This is a genomic window from Streptomyces sp. NPDC002076 (assembly GCF_053593835.1).
The window spans coordinates 1-14,244 of record NZ_JBSFDI010000038.1; the positions used below are offsets into that span (position 1 = coordinate 1).

A 14,244-nucleotide genomic window follows, 5' to 3' on the forward strand; every position below is an offset into this window, starting at 1 on the left:
AACTGCAGTCGCTCCTCGCGGTCTGGACCGGCGCCTGCCCCACCTGTCACCGCAACACGCCAGAACCGGTACCAACCTGACCAGGCCCTACTAGTCGCCCCGGCCGGGCCCCGGCGCCAGCTCCTCGCCGCTGCGCTGCTGCGGGATCACCACCGCGCCCTGCTGCAGCGCCACCGTCCGGGTGGGGGCCGGGATGCTGATGCCCTCCGCTCGGTAGCGGCGGTGGAGGCGCTTGATGAACTCGTGCTTGATGCGGTACTGGTCGCTGAACTCGCCCACGCCGAGGATCACCGTGAAGCCGATGCGGGAGTCGCCGAAGGTGTGGAAGCGGACCGCGGGCTCGTGTTCCGGTACGGCGCCCTCGACCTCGCGCATGGTCTCCGCGACGACCTCCGCCGTCACGCGCTCCACGTGCTCCAGGTCGGCGTCGTAGCCCACCCCGACCTGCACCAGCACCGTCAACCGCTGCTCGGGATGCGTGTAGTTGGTCATGTTGGCCTTGGCGAGCTGGCCGTTGGGGATGACCACCAGGTTGTTGGAGAGCTGGCGGACCGTCGTCTGACGCCAGTTGATGTCGACGACGTACCCCTCCTCGCCGCTGCCGAGCCGGATGTAGTCGCCCGGCTGGACCGTCTTGGAGGCCAGGATGTGAATGCCCGCGAAGAGGTTGGCGAGGGTGTCCTGCAGGGCGAGGGCGACCGCCAGACCGCCGACGCCCAGGGCGGTCAGCAGGGGCGCGATGGAGATGCCGAGGGTCTGCAGGACCACCAGGAAGCCGATGGCGAGGACCAGGACCCGGGTGATGTTGACGAAGATGGTCGCCGAGCCCGCCACGCCCGAGCGGGACTGGGTGACCGTGCGGACCAGACCCGCGATCACCCGGGCCGCGGACAGGGTCACCACGAAGATCAGCCACACCTCCAGGGCTTGGTTGGTGTGGTGCTGCACGGTCCGGGTCAGCGGCAGCACGGCCGCGGCCGCCGCCGCACCGCTCGCGATCGCCGCCCACGGCACGACCGAGCGCAGGGCGTCCACGATGACGTCGTCGCCGCTCCAGCGGGTCCGCTTGGCGTGTTTGGCGAGCCAGCGCAGCAGGGTGCGGGACATGAAGGCGAGCAACAGGCCCGCCGTGAGGGAGATGCCGGCGAGGACGAGGTCGTCCAGGGTCAGCGCGCGGTTCACCGGACACCTCCGGGGCACGCCCGTGCTGCGGAGTTGCGAAGTCTCGTCACGTAGTCACCTGCTCGATGTGCGGGATGTGCGATCGCGCCGGCCGGCCGGGGAACCCCGTCGACCGGCGCGATCGCTCATCCTGCCGTATCCGGAACACCAGTTCGCACCTGGACCGGCACTCTCGGCGCGGGTGGCTCAGACGATGCCCTCCGCGAGTTCGGCCTGGTCGCGGTCGCTGCCGTACGCGGCGGCGGTGGGCGTGCCGTACGAACGGCGGGCGATGTACCACCAGACGGTCGCGAGGACCAGGACGACGGCGAGTGCCACCGACGCGTAGTTCATCGTGTCGACGGTGACCGGCGAGGCCTGCGGAAGGCAGAACAGCACGGTCACACAGGCCACCCAGATCACCGCGATCCAGCCGATCGGCCGGCTCCAGCGGCCCAACTGCCACGGCCCCGGCCGGAAACGGTCGCCCGCGCGCAGCCGCAGCAGCACCGGGATGGCGTAGGCGGGGGTGATGCCGATGACGTTGATGGCGGTCACCGCGTTGTACGCCGTCGTCGAGTACAGGGACGGCAGGGCGAGGACACCCGCCACGACGACGGACAGCCACACGGCGGCGACCGGTGTCTGCGTGCGGCCGCTCACCTTTCGCCACAGCTGCGAACCGGGCAGCGCACCGTCGCGGCTGAACGCGAACACCATCCGGCTGGCCGCGGCGACCTCGGCGTTGCCGCAGAACAGCTGGGCGACGATCACCACCAGGAGCAGCGCGCTCGCGCCGCCCGTGCCCAGGCCGTCGAGCAGGATCTGCGCGGGCGGCACGCCCGTGGCGGTGTTGCGCGTGGCGTCGTAGTTCTGGATGGCGAAGGTCAGACCCGCGAGCAGCACGAAGCCCGCGATCCAGGACGCCCAGATGGACCGTACGATGCCGCGCGCGGCGGACACCGAGGCCTGCGAGGTCTCCTCCGACAGGTGCGCGGAGGCGTCGTAGCCGGAGAAGGTGTACTGCGCGAGCAGCAGGCCGATCGCCGCCACGTAGATCGGATTGTGCCAGCCGGTCTCGTTGACGAACTTCGTGAACACGAAGGAAGCCGACTGGTGGTGGTCGGGGACGATCGCGAGCGCGCCCACGATGAGCGCGACGCCCGCCAGATGCCACCACACGCTCACCGAGTTCAGCAGGCTGACCAGACGGACGCCGAACAGGTTCAGCACCGCGTGCAGCAGCAGGATGGCGCAGAAGATCAGCATCGTCCTGCCGGGCGTCGGTGTGAAGCCCCACTGCAGGTTCGCGAACGCGCCGGTGAACAGCGCGGCGCCGTAGTCGATGCCGGCGATCGCGCCGAGCAGACCGAGCAGATTCAGCCAGCCGGTGTACCAGCCCCAGCGCCGGCCGCCGAGCCGGTCGGCCATGTAGTACAGCGCGCCGGACGTCGGATAGGCGCTGGTGACCTCGGCGAGCGCGAGGCCGACGCACAGCACGAACAGACCGACGCCCGCCCAGCCCCACAGCATCACGGCGGGACCGCCGGTGTTCAGGCCGAAGCCGTACAGGGTCATGCAGCCGGACAGGATCGAGATCACCGAGAAGCTGATCGCGAAGTTGCCGAAGCCGCCCATGCGGCGGGCCAGCACCGGCCGGTAGCCGAGTTCGCGCAGCCGCTGCTCCTCGTCCTGCTGGGGCAGGCCCGGGGAGGGCGCGGGATCGGGGGTGGGGGACATGCGGGAGACCTCCGGGTCAAGAGGGGCGGGGACAGGGGCCGTTCAGGTGCGTGAGCCGTCCGCGGCCGCCCGGCAGCGGTCCCGGGCCTGGACGAAGACCTCCACGGCACGGTCGCGGTCGGGCGTGCGGTACATCCAGGGCGGCGGCGTGAAGTACGGTCCGATGGCGTCGAACACCCTTGTCGCATCGGGGAATTGCAGCGAACCCCACAGGGCGTGGGCGAGGTGGTTGAGGTCCGGCAGCGAGCGTTCGGCGCGGTGGGTGTGCTCGAACCAGGAGTGCAGGGCGCGCCACGCCTCGCGGGCCGCGTCCTCCGCCACCCAGTGCAGGTCGAGCGCCGCGTCGTGCCCGCTGTCGCGCCGGTAGCGCTCGACGCGGACGTACAGCGGCAGCAGATGCAGCGCCGAGCCGGGCGGGGCCTGCGCGGCGGCCCACTGGGCGTAGGCGGCGGCCTCCGCGATCCGGCCCGAGCCGCCGCGCGCGTACAGGAACTGGAGCATCCGGTGGTGGGCCTCGCGGTTGTACGGATCGCGTTCGTGGGCCTCGGCCAGCAGCCCCCAGGGGCCCGGCGGCAGCACCGGCTCGGGCGCGGGCGCCCGGTGCTCCTCCCAGCGCTGCTCCGGATCCAGCTGGGCCAGCGCCAGCAGACACACCCAGGGCACCGGGTCCTGCGGGGCGATCCCGGTGGCGGACTGGGCGGCGTCCCAGGCCTCGATCCACGACTCGTGGGTGCGGCGGTGCTTCTCGCGCCGGGCGCGCAGGGCCCGTTCCACCCCGACCCGCGCCTGCATCACCGCGGCGTGGACGCTGTCCGGCTCCTCCGTGAGCCAGGCGCGCACCACGTCGGTGCCGGCGGCGGCCGCCGCGAGGACCTGGGTGCGCTGGGTCCACTGCCGGCCGGGCGGGGTGTCCGCGAGCAGCGCGCGCATGGCCATCCAGCGGCCGGTGCGCAGGTCCTGGAGGGCGGCGCGCAGGGCGTGGTCGGGGCCGGCGGGGTCGTAGGAGGGACGGGGTCCTTCTCTGGCCATCAGCCGTCTGCCCCGGGCCACTGGCACGCGGGCGAGCTGGCGGGGTGGCGTGGCAACAGCCCTCCTGTGGGCGGTGATCGAGGGGTGGGGCGCTGTTCGGCGGTCACTATAGAGGCGCGCGTTCCGCCTTGCCATTGTTGCCAACTCAACGATTTGTTCAGGGCAGTTGGAAACCGGAGGGTGCTTGACGCCGCCTCGCCGCGGCGGCAGGCTGGCGCGGTGATCTTCGGTGCGGAGTGGGGTAAGGCGCGATGACCGGTCCGGTGCTCGCCGTCGACCAGGGCACGTCCGGCACCAAGGCCCTGGTGGTCTGTCCGGAACGCGGCGTCCTGGGTTCCGCCTTCGCCGAGGTCCGCCCCCGGTATCTGCCCGGTGGGCTGGTCGAGGTGGACCCGGCCGAGCTGTACGACTCCGTGGTCGACGCCGGCCGGCGGGCGCTCACCGAGGCCGGCGAGGACGTCGTGGCGCTGGGCCTGGCCAACCAGGGCGAGACCGTCCTCGCCTGGGACCCGGCCGACGGCCGCCCGCTCACCGACGCCCTGGTGTGGCAGGACCGGCGCGCCGAGACCGTGTGTGCCGAACTCGCCGAGAGCGCCGAGGAGTTGCGGCAGCTGACGGGGCTGCCCCTCGACCCGTACTTCGCGGCGCCCAAGATGGCCTGGATCCGCCGCCACCTCACCCGCGAGGGCGTCGTCACCACCTCCGACGCCTGGCTGATCCACCGCCTCACCGGTTCCTTCGCCACCGACGCCGCCACCGCCGGCCGTACCCAGCTCCTCGATCTGGACCGCGCGCAGTGGTCACCGAGGGCGCTGGAGATGTACGGCCTGGCGGGCGAGCGCCTCCCCGAGGTGACCGACGCCGCCGGGCCGGTCGGCACCACCACGGCGTTCGGCCGCGAGATCCCGCTCACCGGGCTGATCGTCGACCAGCAGGCTGCCCTGCTCGCCCAGCGCGTCACCGCACCCGGCGCCGCCAAGTGCACCTACGGCACCGGCGCCTTCCTGCTCGCGCACACCGGCGACCGGCCCCGGCGCGGCACCTCCGGACTGGTCAGCTGCGTCGCCTGGCGGCTCGCCGGAACCACCGCCTACTGCCTGGACGGCCAGGTCTACACCGCGGCCTCCGCCGTCCGCTGGCTCCGCGACCTCGGGGTCATCTCCTCCGCCGCCGACCTCGACCCCGTCGGCGGCGCCGTGGCCGACAGCGGCGGCGTCACCTTCGTCCCCGCCCTCGCCGGACTCGCCGCCCCCTGGTGGCGCGGCGATCTGCGCGGCTCTCTCACCGGGCTCGGCCTCGACACCGGACCCGGCCACCTGGTGCGCGCCCTGTGCGAGGGCATCGCCGCCCAGGTCGCCGAACTCGCCGACGCGGCCGCCGCCGACCTCGGTGCCCCGCTGGACAGGCTCCGCGTCGACGGCGGCCTGACCCGCTCGGCCCTGCTCATGCAGACCCAGGCCGACCTGTTGCAACGCCCGGTCGAGGTCTCGCCGCTGCCCGACGCGACCGCACTCGGTGCGGCCGCCCTCGCCCGGCTCGGCGCGGACCGTACGCTGGGCGTCGAACAGGCCCTGCCCGACTGGAAGCCCGCCGCCGTGTACGAACCCCGCATCACCGCCGACCAGGCCGCCGAACGCCGCGCCGGCTTCCGGGCCGCCGTCGCGGCCCTGCTCGGCTCATGACCGTCACCACCGAAGGCCCGCTGCCCGCACGCACGTACGACGTCGCGATCGTCGGCGCCGGGGTCGTCGGCTGCGCCATCGCCCGCGAGCTCGCCCGCCACCCGGGCCTGGGCGTCGCCCTGGTGGAGGCCCAGGACGACGTCGGGCAGGGCACCTCCAAGGCCAACACGGCGATCCTGCACACCGGTTTCGACGCGGCCCCCGGAACCCTGGAGGCCCGGCTGGTCCGCGAGGGCTACGACCGGCTCGGCGCCTACGCGGCCGAGGCCGGCATCCCCGTCGAACGCGTCGGCGCCCTGCTGGTCGCCTGGGACGAGGAGCAGCTCGCCGCCCTGCCCCGGCTGGCCGCGAAGGCCGAGCGCAACGGCTACCACGACACGCGCCGGCTCGGCCCCGAGGAGCTGTACGCCCGCGAGCCCCACCTCGGCCCCGGAGCGCTCGGCGCCCTGCACGTGCCCGGCGAGAGCATCATCTGCCCCTGGACGACGACCCTGGCGTACGCCACCCAGGCGGTCCGCGCCGGAGTGGATCTGCACCTGAAGGCCGCCGTGCACGACCTGAGCCGGGACGCGGGGCATCTGCTGACCACCTCCCGCGGCACCCTGCGCGCCCGCTACCTGGTGAACGCCGCCGGACTGCACGCCGACACCCTCGACCGGCTGCTCGGCCACGAGGACTTCACCGTCACCCCGCGCCGCGGCCAGCTCCTGGTGTACGACAAGTTCGCCCGCCCGCTCCTCCGGCACATCCTGCTGCCCGTTCCGACCGCGCTCGGCAAGGGCGTCCTGGTCGCGCCGACCGTCTACGGCAACGTGCTGCTCGGCCCCACCGCCGAGGACCTGGACGACAAGCGGGCCACCGACTCCACCGCCGACGGCCTGGACGGGCTGCGGGCCAAGGGCCGCCGTATCCTGCCCGCCCTCCTGGACGAGGAGGTCACCGCCGTCTACGCCGGGCTGCGCGCGGCCACCGGGCAGGAGGACTATCGCATCGCCGCCCACCCCGAGCAGGCGTATGTCACCGTCGGCGGCATCCGCTCCACCGGACTGACCGCGTCCCTGGCCATCGCCGCCCATGTCACCGGCCTGCTGGCCGACACCGGACTCGACCTCGGCCCGGTGCGCGAACCGGAGCCGGTGACCATGCCCAACCTCGGCGAGGCCTACCCGCGCCCCTATCAGCGCCCCGATCTCATCGCCGCCGACCCCGAGTACGGCACCCTCGTCTGCCACTGCGAGCGAGTCTCCCGCGGCGAGATCCGGGACGCCCTCGCGAGCACGATCCCGCCCCACACCCTGGAGGGCCTACGCCGCCGCACCCGCGCCCGTGCGGGCCGGTGCCAGGGGTTCTACTGCGGGGCGGTGGTGCGGGGGCTGTTCGAACGGGGCTGTCCCGAGGGCGAGTCGGTGGCAGGGAAGCCGGCCGGCGGGGAACCGGTGCGGCGCCGGAAGCCGTTCGGGAGGGGGCGGCCATGACGGACGTACGCCATGTCGACGTCCTCGTCGTCGGCGCCGGCCCCGCCGGGCTCGCGGCCGCCGCACGGCTGGCCGCCGCCGGTGCCGGGCGGGTGGAGGTACTGGAACGGGAGGCCGAGGCGGGCGGAGTCCCGAGGCACTGCGCACACGGCGGCTTCGGCACGTGGACGCATCCGCTGACCGGCCCCGCCTACGCCCGCCTGCGGACGCAGGCCGCCGAGCGGGCGGGCGCGGTGATCCGGATCGGGGTGACGGTCCTGGACTGGGCGGGCACGGCCCCCGACGGCCCCGCCGGCGGTTCGCTGTCTGGTGCCGTCGGATCCCGTGCCGATGCGGTGGTCAGCGCCGTCGGATCCCGTACCGGTACGGTGCTCACCGCCGTCGGCCCCGGCGGGCCCGAGATCATCGAGGCGCGAGCCGTCGTCCTGGCCACCGGTGCCCGGGAACGCCCGCGTACCGCCCGGCTGGTGCCCGGCACCCGCCCGGCCGGCGTGTACACCACCGGCGAACTCCAGCAGGCGGTCCACCTGTTCGGGCAGCGCATCGGCACCCGCGCGGTCGTCGTCGGCGCCGAGGAGGTCTCGTACGCCGCGGCCGCCACCGTGCGCGCGGCCGGGGCCGAGGTCGTCGCGCTGGTCACGGAACACCCGCGGGCCCAGACCGGCCGGGCCCGCGCCGGCTCGGCCCGGCTGTACGACCGCATTCCGCTGCTGACGCACACCACGGTCACCGAACTCCTCGGCCACGGCTGCCTGTCCGGGATCCGCGTACGCCATCGCGACGGCCGTACCACCGTACTGGCCTGCGACACCGTTGTGTTCACCGGAGACTTCGTCCCCGACCACGAACTCGCCCGCCGCGGCGCCCTCGCCCTGGACCCCGGCACCCGAGGCCCCGCCGTCGACGGCGCCCTGCACACTTCACGCCCCGGCGTCTTCGCCGCCGGGAACGTCCTGCACGCCGTCGAACGCGCCGGCACGGCGGCCGACGAGGGCGCCCGGGTGGCCGGTGCCGTCCTGGACTTCCTCAAGGGCGTCCCCTGGCCGGAACGGGGAGTCCTGCTCGCCGTCGAGCCTCCGCTGCGCTGGATCGCCCCGAACCGCATCACCCCCGCCGGCGCGCCCGCCCGTTACCTCCTGCGCACCGGCGCCCAGCTGACCCGCCCGGTCCTCCAGATCCACCAGGACGGCCGCCTCCTGCACCGGGAGCGGCCGGGCCTTTGGACCGCGCTGCCGAACCGCACCCTGACCCTCACCGCACGCTGGACGGAGCGAGTCGACCCGAAGGGCGGCGAGGCAGTGGTGAGCGTGGGCTGAGCGGGCGACCGCCGGTGCCATGTACGGCCCCTCACAGATCCGTGAACGACCCGTGCCGCCCGGACCCGGCGGCGAACCGGGCGGCACCCGCCGCGCTCTGCGCCAGCACGCCCAGTCCGTACCGGAGTTCGCCGCGCAATGCCGTCTCCTCGTCCAGCCCCTCCTGGTCGAGGACCGAAGCGCGGTCGCTGCGCAGGCAGGCCTGCGGAAAGCGGGCGATCGCCGCGGCCAGTGCCTCGGCCTCGGCGCGGGCGCGTCCCGTCGGTACCACACGGCTCACGAGCCCCATCTCGCAGGCCTCGCGGGCCGGTACCGGGCGGCCGGTGAGGATCATGTCCATGGCCCGGCCGGTGCCGATCAGCCGGGGCAGCCGTACCGTGCCGCCGTCGATCAGCGGCACGCCCCAGCGGCGGCAGAACACCCCGAACACGGCGTCCTCCTCCGCGACCCGCAGATCGCACCAGAGGGCGAGTTCGAGGCCGCCCGCGACCGCGTGCCCGGCCACCGCCGCGATCACCGGCTTCGACAGCCGCATCCGGGTCGGCCCCATCGGGCCGTCACCGTCCTCGGCCACCCGGTTGCCGCGCTCGGTGCCGATCGCCTTCAGGTCCGCCCCCGCGCAGAACGTGCCGCCCTCACCCCACAGCACCGCGACCCGGGCGCCGTCGTCCGCCTCGAATTCCCGAAAGGCGTCGGCGAGTTCCGTGGCGGTAGGGCCGTCGACCGCGTTGCGGGCCTCGGGCCGGGAGAGGACGACCGTGGTGACGTACTCCGTGCGCTCCACGCGGACCGGCATGGGAAGCCCTCCTTGTTCTGGTCGGAAGGCCACTCTGCCTCAGATGACCTTGAACCGGACCAGCGCCCCCAGGGTCAGCGCCCCCGGCAGCAGCGGCACCCACACGGTGATGATGCGGTAGGCCAGCACCACCGCCGTGGCCACCGCCGCCGGGCCGCCCACCGCGACCAGGGCCACGATCAGGGCCGCCTCGACCGAACCCAGGCCGCCCGGTGTCGGTACCAGCGCCACCGCGACGGTCGCCGCGAGGTAGGCGAGCGCCATGTGCGCCACCGGCACCGGCAGCCGGAGCGCCTGGCCGACCGCGGCGAGACCGGCCGCCTGCAGCGCGGGGAAGGCCAGCGAGCCGCCCCACAGGGCCAGGGCGCGGGCCGGCCGGGTGTGCACCGACCGTGCCTCGCCGAGGGCGTCGCGGAGGAAGCCGTACACGCGGGTGCGCAGCGGTCGTACGAGGGACACGACGGCCGCCGCGACCACCAGCAGTCCGGCCGCGCCCAGCAGCAGCGGCACGGCCGAGCCGGCCGGCAGCAGGGGGCCGAGCCGCAGCGCGTCGGGGAAGGCGAGCAGCAGCACGGACAGCAGACCGAGCCGGCCCACGGACTCGGCCAGCAGATACAGCGCGAGCGCGGCCGAGGAGCGGGCCAGCGGCACCCCGCACACGGTCATGAAGCGCAGGTTCACCGCGCCCGCGCCCAGCCCGGTGGGCAGCAGATGGTTGGCCGAGGCCGCCGCGAACTGGGTGGCCAGCAGTCGCCCCTTCGGCAGCGGCTGCACCACCGCGCCCTGCCGGGTGAACGCGGCGGCCACCCAGGTCAGACAGGTGGCCCCGGCCGCCGCGAGCAGCCATGGCCAGGAGGCGGTGCGCAGCTGGCCGAAGCCCTCGGCGAGCAGGGAGCGGTTGCGTACGGCGACCACGGCGACGAGTGCGAGCGGCACCAGGCACACCGCCTGGCGGACGGGGACGCGACGGGGGAGTCGTCCCCGGGGGGGTGGGGGAAGCGGGACGGCAGTCACATCAGCAGAGGTTCTCCGCGCCGCCCCAACAGCGGGTGAAAAGACAGGAACATTGACCTCAACGAAGCTTGAGGTTCTACGTTCGTTCCCATGAGCATGGAGACCACCGCATGGATGCAGCTGCACAGTGTCATGAGCGCACAGGCCGAGCGCCGTCCGTTCGCCCGCGCCACACTGCGCCGTATCGCCGCCTTCTCCCGCCCGCACCGCGCGGGCATCGTCCGGTTCGTACTGCTCGGGGTGGCCACGGCCCTGCTCGCCGTGGCCACCCCGGTGCTCGCCGGCCGCGTCGTCGACGCGATCGTGGCGGGGCACGACTCCGCCACGGTGGTCCGGCTCTCCCTGCTCATCGCGCTCGTCGCCCTCGCGGAGGCGGGGCTGGGCATCCTCGGCCGGCGCCTGTCGGCGACGCTCGGGGAGGGACTCATCCTCGACCTCAGAACGGCTGTGTTCGATCATGTGCAGCGCATGCCCGTCGCGTTCTTCACACGGACTCGTACGGGAGCGTTGGTCAGCCGTCTCAACAACGACGTGATCGGCGCCCAGCGGGCCTTCGCCAACACCCTGTCGGGCGTGGTCAGCAACCTGGTCACCCTGCTGCTCACCCTTGCGGTGATGCTCACCCTGTCCTGGCAGATCACCTTGCTCGCGCTGGTGCTGCTGCCGGTGTTCGTGCTGCCGGCCCGCCGTATGGGCACCCGGATGGCACGCATGCAGCGCGAGGCCGCGGCGCTGAACGCGGCCATGGGCACCCGGATGACCGAGCGCTTCTCCGCACCGGGCGCCACCCTGGTCAAGCTGTTCGGCCGCCCGGATGAGGAGTCGGCGGAGTTCGCGGCCCGGGCCACCCGGGTCCGTGACATCGGCGTCCGCACGGCCACGGCCCAGTCGGTCTTCATCACCTCCCTGACCTTGGTCTCCGCCCTCGCGCTGGCCCTCGTCTACGGCCTCGGCGGCTGGTTCGCGCTGCACGGCACCCTGCAGGCGGGCGCGGTGGTCTCCCTCGCGCTGCTGCTGACCCGCCTGTACGCCCCGCTGACCGCGCTCGCCGGAGCCCGGGTCGAGGTGATGAGCGCGCTCGTCAGCTTCGAGCGGGTCTTCGAGGTGCTGGACCTGAAGCCGCTGATCGAGGAGAAGCCGGACGCCCGCGAGGTCCCCGAGGGCCCGGTCGCCGTAGAGTTCGACGACGTCCGCTTCTCGTACCCCTCGGCCGACCAGGTCTCCCTCGCCTCCCTGGAGGAGGTCGCCGCCCTCGACACCCGCGGCGGCTCCGAGGTCCTGCACGGCGTCTCCTTCCGCGCCGAACCCGGCCAGACCGTCGCCCTCGTCGGCTCCTCCGGCGCCGGCAAGTCCACCATCGCCCAGCTGCTGCCGCGCCTGTACGACGTCGACGCGGGCGCGGTCCGCATCGGCGGGGTCGACGTCCGCGACCTGACCGCCGCCTCGCTGCGGGGTACGCTCGGCATGGTCACCCAGGACGGCCACCTCTTCCACGACACGGTCCGCGCCAACCTGTGGCTGGCCCGCCCGGAGGCGACGGACGACGAACTCTGGGACGCCCTCGGCCGCGCCCGCCTGGCCGACGTCGTACGGTCCCTGCCCGACGGCCTCGACACGGTGGTCGGTGAGCGGGGCTACCGCCTCTCCGGCGGCGAACGCCAGCGCATGACCATCGCCCGCCTCCTGCTGGCCCGCCAGCGCGTGGTCATCCTGGACGAGGCCACCGCCCATCTGGACAACACCTCCGAGGCGGCCGTCCAGGAAGCCCTCACCGAGGCCCTGGAGGGCCGCACCGCCGTGGTCATCGCCCACCGCCTGTCCATGGTCCGCGCCGCCGACCAGATCCTGGTCGTGGAGTCAGGCCGGATCGTGGAACGCGGCACGCACGAGGAGCTGCTGGCGGGCGGAGGCCGGTACGCGGAGCTGTACCGAACCCAGTTCGCGGCACGGCAGGACGCCCTGACCGCACCACCGGAGGCGACGGAAGCGCTGGGCGAGGCGGTCGAGTTGGCGTAGGGGGCTGCGGTGCGGGGGTGGGGGGCCGGTAGGCGGAGGGGACCGCGGTGTTCGGCGCCCGACGTCCCGGCGCGCGCGGCGAGTTGTTGCCGTACCACTTGACTCCACTGGTCCGGACCTTTAGCTTCACGCCTTAATCAAAGCCTGCGGACGCCCCAACGTTCGCTCTTTTCACCGGCGTTGGCGCGCACCCCCCACGTGAAAGGCCCGCTCCCACACATGGCCAGACCTCTTCCCGCAGCAGTCTCCCTCGGCGTTCTCGCGCTGTCCGCCGGACTGCTCACCGCTTCCCCCGCCCAGGCCGCCACCGGGGCCATCACCGGGCTCGCCGGCAAGTGCCTCGACGTTGCCGGGGCCAACTCGGCCGACGGCACGCCCGTCCAGCTCTACGACTGCAACGGCACCAACGCCCAGCAGTGGACGGTCGGCACCGACGGCACCATCCGCGCCCTCGGCAAGTGCCTCGACGTGACCGGCAATTCGACCGCCGACGGCGCCAAGGTGCAGCTGTGGAGCTGTACCGGCGGCGCGAACCAGAAGTGGACCGTCACCGCCGCCCACGACATCGTCAACCCGCAGGCGAACAAGTGCCTGGACGTCACCGACAACAACTCGGCCAACGGCACCCGGACACAGATCTGGAGCTGCAGCGGCGGCGCCAACCAGAAGTGGAACGCGCCCGCGAGCGGGGGCGACGGCACCCCGTCCGCGCCCATGGCCGTCGCGCCGTACCTCTACAACGGCTGGGGCAGCCCGCCCAACCCGGCCACCATCACCCAGGCCACCGGCGTGAGGTGGTTCACCCTCGCCTTCGTGCTCAGCAACGGCTACTGCAATCCGCAGTGGGACGGCAGCCGTCCGCTGACTGGCGGGGTCGACCAGCAGACGATCAACACCGTGCGGGCAGGCGGCGGTGACGTGATCCCCTCCTTCGGCGGCTACAGCGGCAACAAGCTGGAGAGCTCCTGCTCCAGCGCGAGCGAACTGGCGGCGGCCTACCAGAAGGTCATCAACGCCTACGGTCTGAAGGCGATCGACATCGACATCGAGGCCGACGCCTACAGCAGCGCGACCGTGCAGCAGCGGACCGTGGACGCGCTGAAGACCGTGCAGGCGAACAACCCGGGGCTGAAGGTGTACATCACCCAGGGAACCGGGCAGAGCGGGCCCGACACCAGCCTCATCAACCGGGCCGCGTCCTCCGGGCTGACCGTGGACGCCTGGGCCATCATGCCGTTCGACTTCGGCGGCGCCGGACAGAACATGGGCAACCTCACCACGCAGGCCGCCGAGGGCCTGAAGAACGCGCTGAAGAACGCCTATCACTACAGCGACGACCAGGCCTACCGGGACATGGGCATCTCGTCCATGAACGGCATCACCGACAACAACGAGACCGTCACGGTGAACGACTTCCGGACCATCCTGGCCTACGCCCAGGCGCACCACCTCGCCCGGCTCACCTTCTGGTCCGCCAACCGCGACCGGCCGTGCACCGGCGGCCCCGCCGACAGCTGCTCCGGCGTGAGCCAGTCCGACTGGGACTACACCCGCGTCTTCGCCGCCTACACCGGCTGATCCCGCCACCCCCCACCAGAAGAACCCGTGTTCGCTCGTCCACGCCGCAGACCGACGGCCGCCGCCCTCGTCGCGGCGGCGGCCGCCGCCACCAAGGGCTACGCCGCCTACAAGGTCGCCGACTCGGTCACCGGCCACCAGGCGTACGGCCTCGGCAGCTACTGCTACTTCAACGCCAACCCGAGCGTGACCGCCGACCGTGCCTTCGAGGTGCCGGACAACCCGAACGTCCGCTTCACCAGCATGGTCACCGTGTCCCTCGGCGGCACCGGCACCATCAGTCACGTCACCAACAGCACCGGAGGACCCTCGAACTCCTCGACCGACGTGGCGGACCTGGTCCGCTACCCGTGAGACAAGGGTGTGGCCTCCCGGACGTGTGAGGCGCCGTCGCGTGGATACGCGGAGTGGACGGACACCAGGGCCCGTCCGGAAGG

The 14,244-nt window shown here is 73.2% G+C and carries 10 protein-coding genes and 1 pseudogene; 6 read left to right on the plus strand and 5 right to left on the minus strand.

The features are described 5' to 3' along the window. Positions 1–90: 90 nt before the first annotated feature. From ACWCQS_RS43225 to ACWCQS_RS43235, 3 genes are all read right to left on the minus strand, one after another. Positions 91–1,182: a mechanosensitive ion channel family protein gene (locus ACWCQS_RS43225; RefSeq protein ID WP_451009601.1), complete on the minus strand. Its 1,092-nt coding sequence runs from the start codon at positions 1,180–1,182 to the stop codon at positions 91–93. 186 nt (positions 1,183–1,368) lie between these two features. Beyond that, positions 1,369–2,901 carry an amino acid permease gene (locus ACWCQS_RS43230; RefSeq protein ID WP_451009602.1) on the minus strand — a complete coding sequence of 511 codons (1,533 nt, stop codon included), beginning with the start codon at positions 2,899–2,901 and terminating at the stop codon, positions 1,369–1,371. A 42-nt stretch (positions 2,902–2,943) separates the two neighbouring features. After that, positions 2,944–3,930, minus strand: a complete 987-nt coding sequence (locus tag ACWCQS_RS43235) for a hypothetical protein (RefSeq protein ID WP_451009603.1) — start codon at positions 3,928–3,930, stop codon at positions 2,944–2,946. A 251-nt stretch (positions 3,931–4,181) separates the two neighbouring features. On the opposite strand from ACWCQS_RS43235, the gene ACWCQS_RS43240 reads away from it, so the two are divergent. The 3 genes from ACWCQS_RS43240 to ACWCQS_RS43250 are packed head-to-tail and all read left to right on the plus strand — an operon-like array spanning position 4,182 to position 8,403. Then, on the plus strand, positions 4,182–5,612 hold the full coding sequence (locus tag ACWCQS_RS43240) for an FGGY family carbohydrate kinase (RefSeq protein ID WP_451009604.1): 1,431 nt from the start codon (positions 4,182–4,184) through the stop codon (positions 5,610–5,612). Then, positions 5,609–7,087, plus strand: a complete 1,479-nt coding sequence (locus ACWCQS_RS43245) for an FAD-dependent oxidoreductase (protein WP_451009605.1) — start codon at positions 5,609–5,611, stop codon at positions 7,085–7,087. Before ACWCQS_RS43240 ends, ACWCQS_RS43245 begins: the two co-directional genes overlap by 4 nt. Next, positions 7,084–8,403, plus strand: coding sequence for an NAD(P)/FAD-dependent oxidoreductase (locus ACWCQS_RS43250; protein ID WP_451009606.1), 1,320 nt, complete (start codon positions 7,084–7,086; stop codon positions 8,401–8,403). The genes ACWCQS_RS43245 and ACWCQS_RS43250 overlap by 4 nt, the downstream gene beginning before the upstream one ends. 31 nt (positions 8,404–8,434) lie before the next feature. Here ACWCQS_RS43250 and ACWCQS_RS43255 read toward each other — a convergent pair whose 3' ends face one another. Next, positions 8,435–9,199 carry a crotonase/enoyl-CoA hydratase family protein gene (locus tag ACWCQS_RS43255; RefSeq protein ID WP_451009607.1) on the minus strand — a complete coding sequence of 255 codons (765 nt, stop codon included), beginning with the start codon at positions 9,197–9,199 and terminating at the stop codon, positions 8,435–8,437. Between the two features lie 39 nt (positions 9,200–9,238). After that, positions 9,239–10,213 carry a lysylphosphatidylglycerol synthase transmembrane domain-containing protein gene (locus tag ACWCQS_RS43260; protein ID WP_451009608.1) on the minus strand — a complete coding sequence of 325 codons (975 nt, stop codon included), beginning with the start codon at positions 10,211–10,213 and terminating at the stop codon, positions 9,239–9,241. Between the two features lie 96 nt (positions 10,214–10,309). Between ACWCQS_RS43260 and ACWCQS_RS43265 the strand changes: the two genes are divergently transcribed. The 3 genes and pseudogenes from ACWCQS_RS43265 to ACWCQS_RS43275 all read left to right on the plus strand — a co-directional run. After that, a complete protein-coding gene (locus ACWCQS_RS43265) occupies positions 10,310–12,229 on the plus strand; it encodes an ABC transporter ATP-binding protein (RefSeq protein ID WP_451009644.1) in 1,920 nt (639 codons plus the stop codon). Positions 12,230–12,448: 219 nt separating this feature from the next. Continuing rightward, positions 12,449–13,807: a lectin gene (locus tag ACWCQS_RS43270; protein WP_451009609.1), complete on the plus strand. Its 1,359-nt coding sequence runs from the start codon at positions 12,449–12,451 to the stop codon at positions 13,805–13,807. Positions 13,808–13,894: 87 nt separating this feature from the next. Continuing rightward, positions 13,895–14,161 (plus strand): annotated as a pseudogene (locus ACWCQS_RS43275) (coagulation factor 5/8 type domain-containing protein); the annotation flags it as partial. Between the last annotated feature and the right edge of the window lie 83 nt (positions 14,162–14,244).